The sequence below is a fragment of the Sphingobium sp. Z007 genome (genome assembly GCF_900013425.1).
In the GTDB taxonomy this organism is placed as follows: Bacteria; Pseudomonadota; Alphaproteobacteria; order Sphingomonadales; family Sphingomonadaceae; genus Sphingobium.
In genome coordinates this window covers 1,067,064-1,083,634 of record NZ_FBXK01000001.1, presented here as the reverse complement: position 1 = coordinate 1,083,634, position 16,571 = coordinate 1,067,064, and the positions used below count along the sequence as shown (strand labels likewise).

The following is a 16,571-nucleotide window of genomic DNA, read 5'->3' as shown; positions in this document are numbered from 1 at the left end:
ATGGGCTGGCAGGACGAACCCGCCGCTGGGCAGCTGCGCATGTACCATATCCCCGGCTGCCCCTTTTCCGAACGGATCGAATTGCTGCTCGACCTGAAGGGGTTGCACGGCATCATGGCCGATCATGAGATCGACATATCGCAGCCGCGCCCCGACTGGCTGCTCGCCAAGACGCGCGGCACCACCGCGCTGCCCGCGCTGGAGCTGGAAAATGGCGCGACCCTGAAGGAAAGCATGGTCATCATGCGCTATGTCGAGGATCGCTTTCCCGATCCGCCGGTGGCGCGGCAAGACCCCTATGAACATGCGGTCGAAGCGATGCTGTGCGCGACCGACGGCCAGTTTACCGGCGCCGGCTATCGCATGATCCTCAATCGCGACCCGGCGAAGCGCGAGGAGCATAAGGCGGAGGTGGACGCGCAATATTCGCGGCTGGACGACTATCTGCGTCACTATGCGCCGGATGGCGATTATCTGTTCGACCGGTTCGGCTGGGCGGAGGTCGCCTTCACGCCGATGTTCAAGCGGCTCTGGTTCCTCGACTATTACGAAGCCTATCAGATCCCGCAGCATCTGACCCGGCTGCTGCGCTGGCGCGAAGCGTGCCTGGCGCGTCCGGTGGCGCAGCGCCATCATGGCCATCGCGAACTGATGACGCTCTATTATGATTACAGCCAGGGCGGCGGCAATGGTCGGCTGCCCGAAGGCCGCACCGTATCCAGCTTCGCCCTCGACCCGCCCTGGGACAGCCGCCCGCTGCCGCCGCGCGACAAATGGGGTGCCCCCGCCACCGACGCCGATCTCGGCCTTCTTCCCGCATAAGGATTTTCCCATGCCTAATACGATGCAACATTATATCGACGGCCAGTGGGTCGACAGCCAGGGCGGTCGGACCGTCGCCGTCATCAACCCGGCCACCGACCAGAGCGCCGCCGATCTGATGCTGGGCACCGCCGCCGATGTCGACGCCGCTGTCGTCGCGGCTCGGCGCGCATTCGAAACATTTTCGCTGACCAGCCGCGAAGAGCGCATCGCCCTGCTGGAACGCACCGTCGTCGAATATCAAAAGCGCGTCCCCGATATCGCCCGCGCCATCGCCACCGAAATGGGCTGCCCCATTTCCATGGCGCAAACGGCGCAGGCGGGATCGGGCCTGGGGCATCTGGCACAGGCGCTCAACGCACTGAAGAGTTATGAATTTTCCGAGAAGATCGGCGATAATCGGGTGGTGCGCGAGCCGATCGGCGTAGTCGCGCTCATCACGCCCTGGAACTGGCCGATGAACCAGATCGTCGCCAAGGTCGGCCCGGCCCTGGCGGCCGGTTGCACGATGATCCTCAAGCCCTCAGAAGAAGCGCCCAGTTGCGCCGCCATTTTCGCTGAGGTGCTGGACGCCGCCGGTGTCCCGCCCGGCGTCTTCAACCTGGTGCAGGGCGATGGCGAAGGCGTAGGCACCGCGCTCGCCAAACATCCCGACATCGATATGGTGAGCTTCACCGGCTCCACCCGCGCGGGCATCATGGTGGCGAAGAACGCCGCCGATACGGTCAAGCGGGTCGCGCAGGAACTGGGCGGCAAGTCGCCCAACATCATCCTGGAAGGGACACCGCTCGACAAAGCGCTGCCCGGCGGGGTGGGCGGCGTGCTGCTCAACAGCGGCCAGAGTTGTGTCGCGCCCACCCGGATGTTGGTCCACAAGTCCCAGCATGACGAAGCGGCGGAAAAGGTCGGCGCGATGTTCGCCGCCAAGAAGGTCGGCGATCCGCTGAGCGAAGGCGATCATATCGGCCCGGTCGTCAGCCAGCGCCAGTGGGACCGCATCCAGGGCCTGATCCAGACCGGCATAGACGAAGGCGCGACGCTGGTGACTGGCGGCACCGGGCGGCCCGAAGCGCTGGACGCGGGCAGCTATGTCCGCCCCACCGTCTTCGCCAACGTCACGCCGGACATGACCATCGCGAAGGAGGAGATTTTCGGCCCCGTCCTGGTCCTCATGCCGTATGAAGATGATGAGGACGCGATCCGCATCGCCAACGACACGCCCTATGGGCTGGGCGCCTATATTGCGGGTGACCCCGCCCATGCGCGCAAGTTCGTCAGCCGCATCCGCGCGGGCGCGGTCTTCGTCAATGCTGGCGGGCTGGCCATGGACATGCCGTTTGGCGGCTACAAGCAGTCGGGGAATGGCCGCGAGTTTGGGAAGTTCGGGCTCGAGGAGTTTCTGGAGGTGAAATCGGTCATCGGCGCGCTGCCAGAGGAAGTCGCCTGATGGCGAGCCTGCCGGTCCAAGCAGATATCGAGGACAGCGCGCGGCAGGCGCCCGCGCTGATCCGTTATCTCGACGAGGGCGATTTCGTCACGCGGCGCTATGTGTCGCACGGGGTCGAGGTCAACACCGGCGCCTATGGCGACCATCTGATGGTGGTGCGCGACGGGATGCCGATCCGCGATCATTTCGACTTCGACACCCATGGCTTCATGCTGGGCAGGCATCGCAGCGCGATCACCGACTTTTTCGACAAGGAAGCGGTCAATCGTCTCTATCTGTGCGAATGTGAGGGCGCGATCCAGGCGCTGACCGGCGCGTCCTGCGTGGCGGCGGGCGGCTGGATGATCCGCACTTCCGCCGACCTCACGGCCCGCGCGCAGGAGAAGGTGGAGCATTACCGGCACGAAGGCGGCATCCAGCCGCCGGCGGGCGAGGCCCATGTCGACTATAACGAGATTACCGGCCGCCGCGCGGCAGAGCGCGCCTATGCCGCCGCCTTCCCCGATGGGCCGGGCTATAAACGCTATGTCTGCGTCAGCTTCTGGCGGACCTTCACGCCGGGGCCGCAGGACTGGCCGCTGGCCGTGTGCGACGGCCGCACCGTGTCAGACGAGGAAGCGACGTCGAATACCCTGTTCGTGGTCGATGAACTGCCGATCGGCGATGCGCTGACCGCGCCGGTCGCAGGCGAGGACCAGATGATCGCCGCCTCCATCTTCCGCCATCGCGACCGCCATCGCTGGTGGTATTTTTCGAACATGGCGGCGGACGATGTGCTACTGTTCAAATTCCAGGACAGCGACCATGACGTGACCTGGCGCTGTCCGCATACGGCCTTTCATGACGGCAGTTTGCCGGACACGAAAACGCGCTCCAGCATAGAAGTGCGAGCAGTGGCGTTTTTCGAATAGCCGCTATCGCGCGCGGCGCAGTTATGGTTTTGCCGACGACTTACGCTGAACACCACTTGCGTCAATAATCGCCTTGGCCTCGGCCGGCCACTGGCTTTCCATGACTTTCACATTATCCTTCGCAATATTGTTGAGGTACTCGCTCCACTCGCCGTTGAGCTTGCCGCTATTATACCAGTTGCCCGTCGCGACATTGTCCAATGCGGTGCGCTTGGGCGCGATATGGGACTGGGTGTTGAGGTTCAGCCATACCCCGCCCACCTTGTCGATCACATTGTTGCGCACGGTCACATAGCGTGAGCCTTCGTCCAGATAGATGGCGATCCCGCCCGCGCCGGCGACATCATAGATGTAATTGTCCGCGATCAGGGCGCCGGGGTCCGCCGACAGGTGATAGATGGCGCCGCCATCGGGGAACCATTGCTTGACCCGTCCCACCCGATTGCCCTTGACGACCGTATCGCGCAGCGTGGTCGGCGTGTCATAGACGATATTGCCTGGCTGGTCATAATAGCCCCGCTGTTTACGCCAATATTCGGCACTGCCGCCAGGGTCATTGACGCCCCATCCCCATCCGACATCTATCCCGTCATAGGGCGTGTCCGACACATCATTGTTCATGATTATCGTGCCGGAGGCATAGGTCACCAGAATGGCTGATTGTTCTTTATAGTCGTGCGACACGCCTTTGATGCGATTGTTGCGAATGACGATGTCGCGCAGTCCCATTTCCGGGCGCGAGGGATGATGGGCGTCCGGCTGCACCCCGCCCGCCATGATCGCGCCACCGGCCAGATCGACAAATTCGCTGTTCGTCACCGCGATCGCTGCAGCGCCCAAGCCGATGCCGCTGTCATTGGCGTCCGGGTTGTTGCCTATCCCCAGCGCGATCTGCCCCAGCTGCGAAAATCGGTCTTCGTCAAAGACGATGCGCCGTGCCGCCGCCACTTGCACAGCGGCTGGCTGCTGGCTCCAGCGATTGCGCATACGTTCGAACGACCAGCACCCCCAGCTGCAATCACGGATGGGATCGGCCGGATAATCGACAAGCTCGCCGGCCAGATAAGCGCCGCTCTGCTGGCTGGCATAGCCTTCCGGCCCGGACGGTCGTCGCCAACTCGTATGGCTGAAATGGAGCCGGCGAAATTCCAGATCGCGCACTGGATCGTCATAGGTGCCGGCGATGGAGACCAGATGTTCCAGATGCGGCAGGACTATCTCGACCCGGTTCATATCCTCGCCCGGCTTCGGCTTATAATAAAGCTGGCCAGCCTTGGGATCGACGAACCACTGGCCCGGATCGCGCAGAAAGGCCAGGGCATTCAACAGGAACAGCCGTGCGACCTCCGCCGAAACCGGGCGGGCGATCGTGTCATAGCCCACCAGATTGTTGCGCCAGCCAGGCTGCTGCATGACGATCCGGTCGCCATCGATATGATCCACAACCGCATGGCGATGGGTGAACCAGCTCATCCCCTCGACCTCTATCCTGCTCTGATCGGGCAGTTTGGCGAGAAAGCGCCAGGCCGGGTCACGGATTTCCAGCCCCCAGGGGTGGAACGCGACCGCAGACCGGGGAATTTCGACTGATGCCCGCTGGACCAGACGACCCGCGACACTCAACTGTCGCGGGTCCATGCCTACGGGCACGCGCGCCACCCAGATATTGCGCGGCGTGTCGATCTTCCTCCAGCCCGTGATCGGGGTGCCGCCGGACAACATGGTGCGCAGGCCGGGCGCGCCTTCCCAGCGGACGGTGTAGCCATTTTGTCCGCCGTCCCTGGCGTTGAAACGCAGCGGCGCCGTCAGGCGATAGACGCCTTGCGCCAAGGACACCGTGACATCATGATCGCGATTGAGCGTCCGCACCGCCTGCTGCGCCCGCAAAAGCGAAGCGAAGGGCCGGGCAGCCGACCCGTCACCCTCGTCCGATCCGTCGGGCGACACGTGCAGGACCATCGGCACTGGGTCGGGCCGGTTGGGAATGACGATCTTCAGATGGCCGTCGGCCGACCGATCGCGGGCGGGCGGCTGCGGAATGTCCGGCATCGGCGGCAATTGCGCAAGTGCCGGTACAGACCCAGCGAGAAGCGCGCATATACTGAGCCACCGCATGCACTTCATCCTCTCATCCCGTTATTCTAGACGGTCCCGTCACGGCTCGATCGTCACGATCACCCGCCGATATCGGGTGACGGGCGGCATTCCCTTATCGGTGACCGACAGGATGAAATGCGCTTCGCGTCGCGCCTTGACCATAGGCGCGGTAAAATCGACGGTCACGCTATTGGGCGCGATCCCGGACGGTATCGCCGACGCCCAGCCGCTGACTTCGGGGTAATGGAACCAGTAATAGCTCAAACTGTCCCCATCGGGGTCCATCGTGCCGAGACCGCTCAGGACTAGGCGCTGCCCGGCTTTCACCGTCAACCGTTCGGCGTGGGCGAGGTGAACCTTGGGCGGATGATTGGCGTCCTTATAGGCTTTAGTCGACCAGGCCATGCGCGCTGCAAAATCATTCTGGAAATCCGTTCGCCAGCGCCAGAGCGTGGCCCGAAAATCCTTGATCGACCGATCGGCAGGCACGACCGCACGCCCGATCGCATTGCGGGTCAACGGCGCAACGGCATCCGTGGCGTTGGTCCAGATCGGCCGGGTCTCCTGTTCGATCGGCACCCCGCCGGTAAAGCCGTCAGGGTCGGTTGCTTCGACAGCCGGCGTATACAGTTCATACCGCCCGCCCCAGCCGCCCCAGTTGGGATGGTCTGGATCGCTCAGTCCGGTGGGTATCAGCGACAGATACGCGGGCGTGTCGCCCTCCATCCCATAGGATACGTCAGGATAGGCTGCGCCCAGGGGGCCGTGACCTTGCTGGATATTGTCCCGTAACCAGTCGTTGCCGATCGTGGCATTGTCTGCGCCTTCGATGCGGCTATGTATCCCGGTCCACGTGCCCGCTCCATAGCCGCCAGGACTGACGACATAGAAAAGCGCCGGGAAATTCCGGCGGATCCATGCGCCGCTGTCGTCCTGGTCGGAAATGGTGTAGACGCGCAGGCGGCTCGTCAGCCGCGTCACGTCCTGAGCGGACCGGGTGGCGCGCAAGGTATAGAGCGCTTGTGCCAGACTATTGGCGCCGCCCCAGATGGAAATCCACAGCGGCCTTGGATCGTCTTTCTCGATCGCTTGCACGATCATTCGCGATCCCGTGCTATCCCGGCCATCACCGACGGCTTCCATGCCATAGGTCGGCTGTCCCTCCCGCACCAGAGCCTGCAATCGCGCAGCGGCGGGATAGCCCGGTTCATGCAGGTTCAGATTGGGCTGAACCTTGCCATAGGCGTCGATGATCCTTCGGATCGAGTCCGGGTGTATCGCGTGCTTCATATGCACGGACGTCGTAGCGACAAGTCCTTCCAGATCGATCTGGTTGGCGTAAAGAAACAACCGAACGAAGGATTGGGTATCGTCCGGGTCCGCCTCTATATCGCTCAATATGATCAGGCGCTGCTTGGACGTTAACGCGGCAGAAGAAGGGGGAGAGGCAGCCGGCAAGGCGACCGGGGGGATCAAAGACGCGATTGCCGCCATGAAGGCGAAACGTTTCATGTGGTCCTCTCCCCAGTTTCATGCGGCCATGCCGGGCCGGGCCGTTACCGACCGGCCCGGCATGGTCTATAGATTAAAAGCGGAAGCGAACACCCGCACGATACATGCGGCCCACGACGTCATACAGCGCCGGATTGACGAAGAAGGGCGACTTCGCCGGATCGCGGTTGAACAGATTGTCGATCTTGGCATAGGCGGTGATCGCCTTGGTGATATTGTACGTGCCACCAATGTCGACATAGAAGGCGCCAGGCATGAAATTCTGGTCGATCGTCGGGGCATTGTTGGTCGATTCCGGGCAGCTGCCCGGCTGGCACACGACATATTGGTTGCCCAGTACGCCGTCGCTGAACCAGCGTTCCTGGACCATGAATGAGAATTTGTCGTTCTCGTAGCTCTGAATCGCCAGCCATTTCCAATCAGGCGTGTTGCCCGTGTTGACGCCCGCCGTTTCGTTGGGGATCGTGCCCTGGATACCGGAGTCGATCACGAACTTGCGCACATGGGTCGCAAGGGCGCGGAAAGTTAGGCTGCCGGGCAGGCCCAGCGGCTGCTGCCAGCGATAGCTTGCTTCGATGTCGAAACCGCTGGTCTTCCACGACGCCAGGTTGAACGGCTGGACGTTGATGAAGTTCGGGCCGCTCTGGTTGTTCAGGTTGAAGGCGTCGCAGAACTCGTTCGCGACCTGCTGGAAACACAGGTTGACGATATCGCCAGCGCCCAGGGTGGACACGACGTCGTTGATCTTGATGCTGTAGTAATCGAACGAGAAGCTGAGACCCGGCAGCCAGGATGCGCCCGAAAAGGCGATGCCCGCCGTCGTATTGCGCGCCGTTTCAGGGCGCAGATTGGTGTTGCCGATCACATTCTGGATCGCCAGCACGTTCCTGCCGCTAAACGGATCGAAGAAGTTCGGCAGCGTGGTGGTGACCGGCGCGGCAAACAGTTCGGACAGGTTGGGCGCGCGCACGTCCTTCGACGTCACGCCGCGCAGGCGGAAGCCGTCGATCGGCAGGTTCCAGGTGCCGCCGATCTTCCAGGTCCAGTTGACGCCCGATGTGCTGTAATCGGTCACGCGCACCGCGCCGTTGATATTGGCCCGCCCCAGCGCGTCGCTGTTGATGACCGGCAGATCCGCCTCGAAAAAGGCTTCCTTGACGCTATAGGCGCCGCCGCCGCTCTTATAATTGCCAGCATACCAGTTGTTGCCGCCCGCATTGAGCGTAGGATCGGCGGGATAGTCCGCCGTCGCCGAGGCGAAATTGAAGCCCACGCCATAGGGGTCCGCTTTGACGCGATAAAATTCATGACGATATTCCGCGCCGAAGGCGATGGAGAGCGGCCCGGCCCACAGGTCCACTGGGGAGCCTGAGAAGTTGAGGCTGACTACGTCCTGCGTCTGGCGCGTGCGCTGGAACGGGCCGTTTTCGGGCATGATATAGTCGAGCGCGGCCTGCGACGGATTGCCGCCGAAGATGTTGAGCGGCTGGCATCCATTGGCCCGCGCCGTGGCGCTGGCGCACACGACCGCGCCGTTCAGCGTGGTGGCGTTGATCGCGTCATTGAAACGGTTGCTGAGCATGATGTTGGACACGTCGATGTCCGAATAATTGGTGCCCCGCGTATAATAATTATCGTAGGTCCAATCCGTGCCGAACAGGCCGAACTCTGTTGATTTCCACTGAGATATGACCCGGGATTTTCATCGAGAAGTGACCCGGGTGGAAGGTGTGTCCCGCGTTGCGGGACGAGGGTCAAGCTGGTGATTTTTCCTTTCGTGTTTTGGAGACTGCGGAGCTGGCTTTGAACCGGAAGCTGTCATTGCCGGTCTCGATGATGTGGCAGTGGTGGGTGAGCCGATCCAGCAGCGCAGTGGTCATTTTTGCATCGCCAAACACGCCAGCCCATTCGCTGAAGCTGAGATTTGTGGTGATGATCACGCTGGTGCGCTCATAGAGTTTGCTGAGCAGATGGAACAGCAGCGCGCCACCTGATGGGCTGAACGGTAGATATCCGAGCTCGTCGAGGATGATGAGATCGAGGCGCAGCAAGCGCTCAGCGAGCTGGCCGGCCTTGTTCATGACCTTTTCCTGTTCGAGGGCGTTGACCAGGTCGACCGTGGCGAAGAACCGGACCTTCTTGCGGTGATGCTCGACGGCCTGGACGCCCAGCGCAGTGGCGATATGGGATTTCCCCGTGCCAGGACCGCCGATCAGCACGACGTTATCACCGCCATCGATAAATTCGCCGCCATGCAGTTGCCGGACCATAGCTTCATTGACCTCGCTTGAGGCGAAGTCGAACCCGGCCAGATCCTTGTAGGCCGGGAACCGGGCTGCCTTGATCTGGTAAGCGATCGAGCGGACCTCCCGCTCAGCCATTTCGGCCTTCAGCAGTTGGGAGATGATCGGCACGGCAGCGTCGAAGGCTGGGGCACCTTGCTCGATGAGGTCTCCGACTGCCTGGGCCATGCCATACATCTTGAGCGCCTTGAGCATGACGACAACAGCGGCGCTGGCAGGGTCATGACGCATGGCGCAGCCCTCCATTACGGAGGGCGTCATAACGCCCGACATCGGCGAGTGGCTCCTGGGCAAGACGCAGTGCCTGGGGCGCATCGATCGGGGGCGCGGGAGGCGCCTTACCGTCAGTCAGACGGTGCAGAAGGTTGAGAACATGAGTCTTGGTAGCGACGCCTGCCTCAAGCGCCAGTTCGACCGCGCACAGCACCGCCTGCTCGTCATGCTGCAGCACGAGCGCCAGGATCTCGGCCATCTCCCGATCACCGCCGGGGCGCCGCAGAAGCTGGCTTTGTAGCTGTTTAAAGGCCTCTGGCAACTGCGTGAACGGCGCACCATTGCGCAGCGCGCCCGGCTTGCGCTGGATCACCGCCAGATAATGCCGCCAGTCATAGATCGTCCGCCCGCCACTGTGGTGAGATCGCTCAATGATCCGGTTATGCTCACACAGGATCTGCCCCTCGGCGGCGACCACGATCCGCTCAGGATAGATCCTGACACTGACCGGGCGGTTGGCGAACGAGGCGGGCACGCTGTAGCGGTTGCGCTCGAAGTGGATGAGGCAGATCGGCGACACCCGCTTGGTGTGCTCGACAAAGCCATCAAATGGCCGCCCCAACTGCATCAGGTTGCCGACCTCCCCAGCATGAACATCGGCAACTGTGCCGGGCAAGCTGCCATGCTGGATATCACCCCATTGCGCGATACACTGTTCCTCGAGCCAAGCGTTGAGCGCATGGATATCCGGGAAGCTCGGCAAACGCTGCCACAGTCTGCGCCGCGCATCCTGAACGTTCTTCTCGACCTGTCCCTTCTCCCACCCTGATGCTGGGTTACAAAACTCAGGCTCAAACAGATAATGGCTGGCCATCGCTGCAAACCGGGCGTTGACCTGTCGCGCCTTGCCGCTACCGATCCGGTCAACCGCGGTCTTCATATTATCGAAGATCCCGCGTTGCGGAACCCCGCCAAGAACGCGGAACGCCTGGGTCAGCGCGTCGAACAGCATCTCGTGGGTCTGGAGCGGATAGGCCCGCACGATGAAGGCCTTGCTGTGCGACAGCTTGGTATGCGCCGCCTGTAACTTGACGCGCTCGCCACCAAGAATGGCCCAGTCTTCACTCCAGTCGAACTGAAATGCCTCACCGGACTGGAAGACCAACGGCACGAATGTTCCGCGCCCGCTGGTCTGCTGCTCAATCTGCCGGCCAGCCTTCCAGGCCCGCACAAACGCCGCGACACGGCCATAGGACCCATCATAGCCCAAAGACACCAGATCGGCGTGCATCTGCTTGGCTGTGCGCTTCTGTTTGCGCGACTTGCCGGCCTCGATCCGCAGCCACCCCGACAGCTTCTCAGCATAGGGGTCCAGCTTGCTCGGTCGGTCGGGAATCTTGAACTGCGGTTCTACCGTGCCCGCGCGCAGATACTTGCGGATCGTGTTGCGCGACAATCCTGTGCGCCGCTCAATCTCACGGATCGGCATCTTCTCCCGAAAGTGCCAACGCCGGATTACACTCAATAGCGCCATGTAGATCACTCCTTGATCCCCCGCTGCAATCAGCCAGGGGAAGGTCAGAACATGGGTCACTTCTCAGTGGAAATTTATGCCCCTCCCGGGTCACATCTCAGTGGAAATCAACACGAACTCGCCCTTCGCGCCGATCACGCCGCGATATTGGCGACGATCGGTCTTGACCTGGGTGTTGCCCAGCGCCGCATTGCTGGTGCCATAGCCGAAGCTGGTGATCCCGGCTGTCGCGCAGGCCGTCTTGATCGAGGCGGGCACGAACGGATTGGCGCACTGGATCGTCAAGCCGGGCCGGTTCATGCCGCCTACAGGCTGGTTCTGGGTTTTCACCTGGCCATAGTTGAAGGTGAAATAGAGTTCGTCATTGTCGGAAAAGTCGAAGCCCAATCGGCCATAGGTGTTGATCCGTTCGATCGACGACTGGAGCGTGCGGCCAGCATCGACATTGCCCGACAGGTCGCCGCCGATGCAAAAGCCGGGGAAGCAGCCATTTACGACATTGGAATTGCCACGGGTGGGCGTGCCGTTGGAACCGTAGTTGAACTGAAACGGGTTGCCCGCTTCATCGAACGCTGTGCCCTGCAACGGGCCGGTCGTGATCAGGCCATATTTGGTGTAGTTGATGGCCTGTGCAAAATCGCGCAGGACAAAGCGCGGCGATCCGTCATTGGTGACACCGCGATCGATCAGACTGGTCTGCTTGAACCAGTCGCGTCCGCCGGCAAGGCCAATGCCCCAGTCGCCGCCGCCCACGCCGTCTTCATTGGCATATTCGCCACTGACGACCAGATGGATACGATCGTCGGCAAAGCTGGTCCCGGCCGCAAGCTGGACGAGCACCTGTTCATTGTCGCCATAGTCGCTGATGCCGCCCTGGACATTGCCCTTTATACCCTTGAAGCGGGTGTCGGTGATGAAGTTGACGACGCCGCCAACCGCATCCGATCCATAGGAGGCCGAAGCGCCGCCGTTCACGACATCGACGCGCTGGACCAGCAATTGGGGGAACAGGCTGATGTCCGGTACGCCGGTCACGTTCGCGCCGACAACCCGCTGGCCATCGAGCAGCGTCAGCGTGCGAATGGCGCCCACGCCGCGCAGCGAGAAGGAGCTAAGCCCTTGCTGGCCGCTCGACGTGCTGAAGGTGTTGGTCGACGTGCCCGACGATCCCTGCAGGGATGGCAACTGCGCGATGGTGGTGAAGATATTGGGCTGCGCATTGGCTTCGATTGCGCCGGAGTCGATGACGGTCGTCGGGGTGGGCGCGGTGTAGCCGCTGGCCTTGATGCGCGAACCCGTTACGACGATGTCGCTCTCGTTGGCGCGTGGTTCATTGGCCTGCGGCGCAGCTCCATCGGTTGCGTCTTGCGCGAAGGTCGGCGCCGCTACCATGGAAGCCAGCATAGCCGCCATGCTGACCGTGGCGGTCCTCAGGCAGGATTTGGCGATATGAAAACTGGAATGTGACATGATACTCTCCCCTGGATTTTTCTTTCCTGTCGCGGAGCAGGGTCCGAAACGGCACTTCTCCCGTCGGCCATGTCATAGACTCGACAGAAATTTGGTTAGCGCTAACAACGTCTATTGATATCGTCGTCGATTATTGTCAATAGTCTGACAAGAGCGATGGGAGGAGGATGTCATGTGGTGCAAAACCTAGCGTCAGTTCATGCATTGCGGTGCCCGTACCACCGGCAACTTGCGATGTTGCGTGCGGAATCCGCGCCCGCTGCCAGATATGTTAACGCTATCACACAGGCTTCGCGATGACCGGTCGGATGGGAAAAATACGATGGACCATTATCGGCCTGTTCGTCGGCGCCATGGTCATCAACTATCTTTCGCGCTCCGTCCTGGGCGTGGCTGCCCCCGTCATTCTGTCGGAACAGTCCATCACCAGCGTCGAATATGGCTGGATCACTAGCGCCTTCCAGCTTGGCGTGATGTTCCAGCCGGCCGCCGGCTACTTCCTCGACAGCGTGGGGCTGCGCATAGGCTTTGGCGTTTGCGTCGCCGCCTGGTCGCTCATCACCATGGCGCATGGCTTCGTCAACGGATGGTTCGGATTTGCCGCTTTGCGCGGCCTGCTGGGCTTGGCGGAAGGGTCAGCCCAACCCGCCGGTCAAAAACTCGTCGCCGAATGGTTTCCGGCCAAGGAACGCGGCCTTGCCGGCGGCGTTTATAATATCGGTGCCTCGTTCGGCGCGGTGTTCGCGCCGCCCCTGGTGGCATGGGCAGTCATGATGCACAGTTGGCGCCTGGCGTTCGTGATTGCCGGGGCCATCGGCCTGGTTTGGGCATTACTCTGGCTATTCTATTATAACAGTCCCGCGCGCCACCCACGGCTGACCGCCCAGGAACGCGACTATATCGCCAGTGGACAGGAAGCGCGGCTCGCGCCGCAGGCGACACGCGCGTCCATCCTGTCGCTGCTGCGCCGACGCGACCTTTGGGGGATCGCCCTACCGCGGATGCTGGCGGACCCGGTATGGGGCATGTTGTCCTTCTGGATGCCGCTCTATCTGGCGCGGGTGCGCGGCTTCGACCTGGCGCAAATCGCTCTCTTTGCATGGCTGCCCTTTCTCGCCGCCGATCTGGGATGTCTGTTCGGTCCGGCCGTCGTCACCTTTCTGCAACGCCGCAATGTCGATCTGATCGATGCCCGGCGTTGGACCTTCACTTTGGGTGCGGTCATGATGACCGGCATGGCCTTTGTCGGTATGGCGACGAACCCCTATGCGGCCATCGCTTTGCTGTGCCTGGGCGGCTTTGCGCATCAGACGCTTTCGGTCACGGTCATCACGATGGCGTCGGACCTTTTTCCGCGCAATGTCGTAGCCACTGCCGCGGGTCTGGCTGGCCTGGCAGGCAATCTGGGCGTCCTTATCTTCACCCTCCTGCTGGGACAGATGGTGGACCAAGTCGGCTATGGGCCATTTTTCGTCATTCTTGGCGTCCTTGACCTTCTGGGCGCTCTTCTCCTGTGGACACTGGTGCGCAAACCCGCATGAATAGCATCTCCAATCCGATTCTTCCGGGTTTCAATCCCGATCCGTCGATCCTGCGGGTGGGCGATGATTTCTACATCGCGACATCGACCTTCGAATGGTATCCGGGCGTGCAGATTCATCATAGCCGCGACCTCCAAAATTGGCGGCTGGTGGCGCGACCACTGGCGCGGGCGTCGCAGCTGGACATGCGCGGCGCGCCGGATTCATGTGGCGTGTGGGCGCCCGACCTCAGCTATGCCGACGGTCGCTTCTGGCTGATCTTCACGGACGTCAAGCGCTATGGCGTAACGACGGTCAATGGTGCGAGGGGGGCGTCCCTGCGCGATTTCCCCAACTATGTGGTTCATTGTGACCAGATCGACGGCGACTGGTCTGACGCCGTCCACCTCAACAGCAGCGGCTTTGACCCTGCCCTATTTCATGACGATGACGGGCGCAGCTGGATGTTGAACATGCTGTGGGACCACCGCCCCGGCCGCGGCCGTTTCGCGGGCATCCAGATCCAGCAATTTGATCGCGCCGCCCTGACACTCGTCGGCCAACCCCATCTCATTTTCAGGGGGACCGATCTGGGCTTTACCGAAGGCCCCCATATCTACAAACGCGACGGATGGTATCATCTTCTGGTGGCCGAAGGCGGCACCGGATGGGATCATGCGGTCGTGATGGCCCGTTCCCGCGACCTGCTCGGCCCTTATGAAGTGCATCCCGATGGCGTCGTGCTGACGGCGGCCGGCGATCGCCAAGGGCCGCTGACGCGCACAGGCCATGGCGACCTGGTGGAACTCAAGGACGGCACGCCCTGGCTCGCCTATCTGTGCGGACGCCCCGTCCCCGGCCGGGAGCGCTGCATCCTGGGCCGCGAAACCGCAATTCAGCCGATGCGATGGGATGAGGATGGATGGCTGCGCACGTTGGCTGGCGATGGGCGACCGATGGCAAGGCCCAATGCGCCCGAACTGCCTTCGACCCCTTGGCCCCAAGACAAATGGAATGGCCGCTTTGACAGCGAGAGTTTGCCGCCCGAATTTCAATGGTTGCGTACGCCCATGCCCGAACGCCTCTTCAGCCTGTCCGAACGGCCCGGTTTCCTGCGCCTGTACGGTCGGGAAACCGTCGGCAGCCATTTCGAACAGGCGCTCGTCGCGCGGCGGCTGGAGCATCGGCGCTTCACCGCGACGGTCTGTCTGGACTTTGCGCCGCGCTGCTTCCAGCAGGCTGCGGGTCTGATCCTCTACTATAACAGCACCAAATATTATTATCTCAGCATCAGCAAGGACGCTCAGGCCCGCGAACTGCAATTGATGATCGCGTCGCCTGAACTGGCCGAAGGCGTCACGATAGAAACCGTCGCGCTGCTGCCCGACGGACCTATCGAACTGAAAGCCGACGTCGATGCTGACGCTCTGATCTTTAACTGGCGCAGCGAAGGGGCATCCGCCTGGCAGACCCTCCCGCAGAAACTGGATGCGACCATCCTCTCGGACGAGGTCACCTGTCCTGGCCTCCCCAATTTCACGGGCACCTTCGTCGGCATGGCCTGCCAGGATGCGTCCGGCCTGGCGACCCCGGCCGATTTCGCCTGGTTCCTTTATGCAGGCGACGACGACCGATGCGCGCCGGTCGACTGACGCTCCACGATCCTGTGATCGAGGATGGTTTCGCGCGGCACGCGCGACTTGCCCTTTTTGGCCGCGATTTCGGCGATCAGCAGGCTCAGCGCTTCGGCCGCCAGTTCGCGCACGGGCTGATGGACCGTGGTCAATGGCGGCCAGAGCGTGCTCGCCAGGGTCGTATCGTCGAAACCCGCCACGGTGAGTTCGCCCGGAACGTCCAGATGCCGGCGATGCGCCACCGACACGACCGCGGCGGCCATGTCGTCATTGCTCGCGAAGATGGCGGTGGGCCGTTTGGGCAGGGCCAGCAGATGTTCGGCAGCGGCCAGTCCCGAACCATAAGTGAAGTCGCCCTGGACCACCTGAACCTCCACCCCGCCGGTTTCGCGGACCGCGGCGTAAAATCCAGCCATCCGTTCGGCACTCGCCGCCTGATCGGGATTGCCCAAGATGAACCCCAGTTGGCGGTGCCCCAGATCAAGCAGCAACCGGGTCATCTGGTAGGATGCCGCGCGATCGTCGATCCGCACGCAGATCGTGCCAGGCGACTGATAGGCGCCTACGGCCGCCATGGCGCATCCCGCATCGCGCAGCACGCGCAGCACATCGGGTGCCTCCCCCAGCGGGGGCGCAAGCAAAGCGCCGCTCAGCCCGGATGCGACCAGGTCTTCAATGGCGTCCACCGGCGGGGGCCGGCCGCCTTCCCCCTTCAGCAACATCAATCTGGCGCCGCGCGACGACGCCTCCTCGAAAACGCCCGTCAAAAACTCGCTCATGAAGGCGGCGCTGGCATTGGAATAGATGATGCCGATCCGCAATTCCGTCGAGTTCACCAGATTGCGCGCCGCGACATTGGGCGTATAGGCCAGCGCCTTGATCGCCTCCTCGACCGCCGCGCGCGTTTCCGCGCTGACGCCGGAACGCCCATTGATGACGCGCGATACCGTCATCGACGACACGTTGGCGCGCCTGGCCACATCCACTATGGTCGCACCACGCCCCATCTGCTGCGATCTTGCCATGCTTCCCCTTGCGCGCTCGACATCCGATCAGCCGACCTAAAACATGGACGGGCATCGGCAAAGCGAGAAATAGGCCCGGCCAT

General features: G+C 62.2%; 10 protein-coding genes and 2 pseudogenes. 5 read left to right on the top strand and 7 right to left on the bottom strand.

Annotated elements, in window-relative coordinates:
* From CEQ44_RS04940 to CEQ44_RS04930, 3 genes are read left to right on the top strand one after another with little or no spacing between them, the layout of a single operon-like run.
* Positions 1–822, top strand: coding sequence for a glutathione S-transferase family protein (locus tag CEQ44_RS04940; RefSeq protein ID WP_254913940.1), 822 nt, complete (start codon positions 1–3; stop codon positions 820–822).
* Positions 823–832: 10 nt separating this feature from the next.
* Positions 833–2,269 carry an aldehyde dehydrogenase family protein gene (locus tag CEQ44_RS04935; RefSeq protein WP_088182462.1) on the top strand — a complete coding sequence of 479 codons (1,437 nt, stop codon included), beginning with the start codon at positions 833–835 and terminating at the stop codon, positions 2,267–2,269.
* Entirely contained in the window at positions 2,269–3,180 is a 912-nt protein-coding gene (locus CEQ44_RS04930) for a CmcJ/NvfI family oxidoreductase (RefSeq protein WP_088182461.1), read from the top strand. The genes CEQ44_RS04935 and CEQ44_RS04930 overlap by 1 nt, the downstream gene beginning before the upstream one ends.
* Positions 3,181–3,201: 21 nt before the next feature.
* Here CEQ44_RS04930 and CEQ44_RS04925 read toward each other — a convergent pair whose 3' ends face one another.
* The 6 genes and pseudogenes from CEQ44_RS04925 to CEQ44_RS04900 form a co-directional block, all read right to left on the bottom strand.
* Complete coding sequence (locus CEQ44_RS04925) at positions 3,202–5,229, bottom strand: right-handed parallel beta-helix repeat-containing protein (RefSeq protein ID WP_254913941.1); 2,028 nt, start codon at positions 5,227–5,229, stop codon at positions 3,202–3,204.
* A gap of 105 nt (positions 5,230–5,334) precedes the next feature.
* On the bottom strand, positions 5,335–6,789 hold the full coding sequence (locus tag CEQ44_RS04920; RefSeq protein ID WP_088182459.1) for a DUF1593 domain-containing protein: 1,455 nt from the start codon (positions 6,787–6,789) through the stop codon (positions 5,335–5,337).
* 73 nt (positions 6,790–6,862) lie between these two features.
* Positions 6,863–8,458 (bottom strand): annotated as a pseudogene (locus tag CEQ44_RS04915) (TonB-dependent receptor domain-containing protein); the annotation flags it as partial.
* An 85-nt stretch (positions 8,459–8,543) separates the two neighbouring features.
* Positions 8,544–9,323: an IS21-like element helper ATPase IstB gene (istB, locus tag CEQ44_RS04910; protein ID WP_088185355.1), complete on the bottom strand. Its 780-nt coding sequence runs from the start codon at positions 9,321–9,323 to the stop codon at positions 8,544–8,546.
* The gene (istA, locus tag CEQ44_RS04905; protein ID WP_088185354.1) at positions 9,313–10,839 is read right to left on the bottom strand and encodes an IS21 family transposase; all 1,527 of its coding nucleotides are present in this window, start codon (positions 10,837–10,839) and stop codon (positions 9,313–9,315) included. The genes istB and istA overlap by 11 nt, the downstream gene beginning before the upstream one ends.
* Positions 10,840–10,935: 96 nt before the next feature.
* Positions 10,936–12,309: pseudogene (locus tag CEQ44_RS04900) on the bottom strand (TonB-dependent receptor plug domain-containing protein); the annotation flags it as partial.
* Positions 12,310–12,605: 296 nt separating this feature from the next.
* On the opposite strand from CEQ44_RS04900, the gene CEQ44_RS04895 reads away from it, so the two are divergent.
* Both CEQ44_RS04895 and CEQ44_RS04890 read left to right on the top strand, forming a co-directional pair.
* Positions 12,606–13,850, top strand: coding sequence for an MFS transporter (locus CEQ44_RS04895; protein ID WP_088185077.1), 1,245 nt, complete (start codon positions 12,606–12,608; stop codon positions 13,848–13,850).
* Complete coding sequence (locus CEQ44_RS04890; RefSeq protein ID WP_088185076.1) at positions 13,847–15,481, top strand: glycoside hydrolase family 43 protein; 1,635 nt, start codon at positions 13,847–13,849, stop codon at positions 15,479–15,481. Before CEQ44_RS04895 ends, CEQ44_RS04890 begins: the two co-directional genes overlap by 4 nt.
* Here CEQ44_RS04890 and CEQ44_RS04885 read toward each other — a convergent pair.
* Positions 15,442–16,488: a LacI family DNA-binding transcriptional regulator gene (locus CEQ44_RS04885; RefSeq protein ID WP_088185075.1), complete on the bottom strand. Its 1,047-nt coding sequence runs from the start codon at positions 16,486–16,488 to the stop codon at positions 15,442–15,444. The genes CEQ44_RS04890 and CEQ44_RS04885 overlap by 40 nt on opposite strands.
* Positions 16,489–16,571: the final 83 nt, after the last annotated feature.

Coding starts and splice junctions, on each gene's coding strand:
- CEQ44_RS04930 (WP_088182461.1), top strand. CDS start 2,269: ATGGCGAGCCTGCCGGTCCAAGCAGATATCGAGGACAGCGCGCGGCAG.
- CEQ44_RS04940 (WP_254913940.1), top strand. CDS start 1: ATGGGCTGGCAGGACGAACCCGCCGCTGGGCAGCTGCGCATGTACCAT.
- CEQ44_RS04895 (WP_088185077.1), top strand. CDS start 12,606: ATGACCGGTCGGATGGGAAAAATACGATGGACCATTATCGGCCTGTTC.
- CEQ44_RS04925 (WP_254913941.1), bottom strand. CDS start 5,229: ATGCCGGACATTCCGCAGCCGCCCGCCCGCGATCGGTCGGCCGACGGC.
- CEQ44_RS04885 (WP_088185075.1), bottom strand. CDS start 16,488: ATGGCAAGATCGCAGCAGATGGGGCGTGGTGCGACCATAGTGGATGTG.
- CEQ44_RS04890 (WP_088185076.1), top strand. CDS start 13,847: ATGAATAGCATCTCCAATCCGATTCTTCCGGGTTTCAATCCCGATCCG.
- CEQ44_RS04920 (WP_088182459.1), bottom strand. CDS start 6,789: ATGAAACGTTTCGCCTTCATGGCGGCAATCGCGTCTTTGATCCCCCCG.
- istB (WP_088185355.1), bottom strand. CDS start 9,323: ATGCGTCATGACCCTGCCAGCGCCGCTGTTGTCGTCATGCTCAAGGCG.
- CEQ44_RS04935 (WP_088182462.1), top strand. CDS start 833: ATGCCTAATACGATGCAACATTATATCGACGGCCAGTGGGTCGACAGC.
- istA (WP_088185354.1), bottom strand. CDS start 10,839: ATGGCGCTATTGAGTGTAATCCGGCGTTGGCACTTTCGGGAGAAGATG.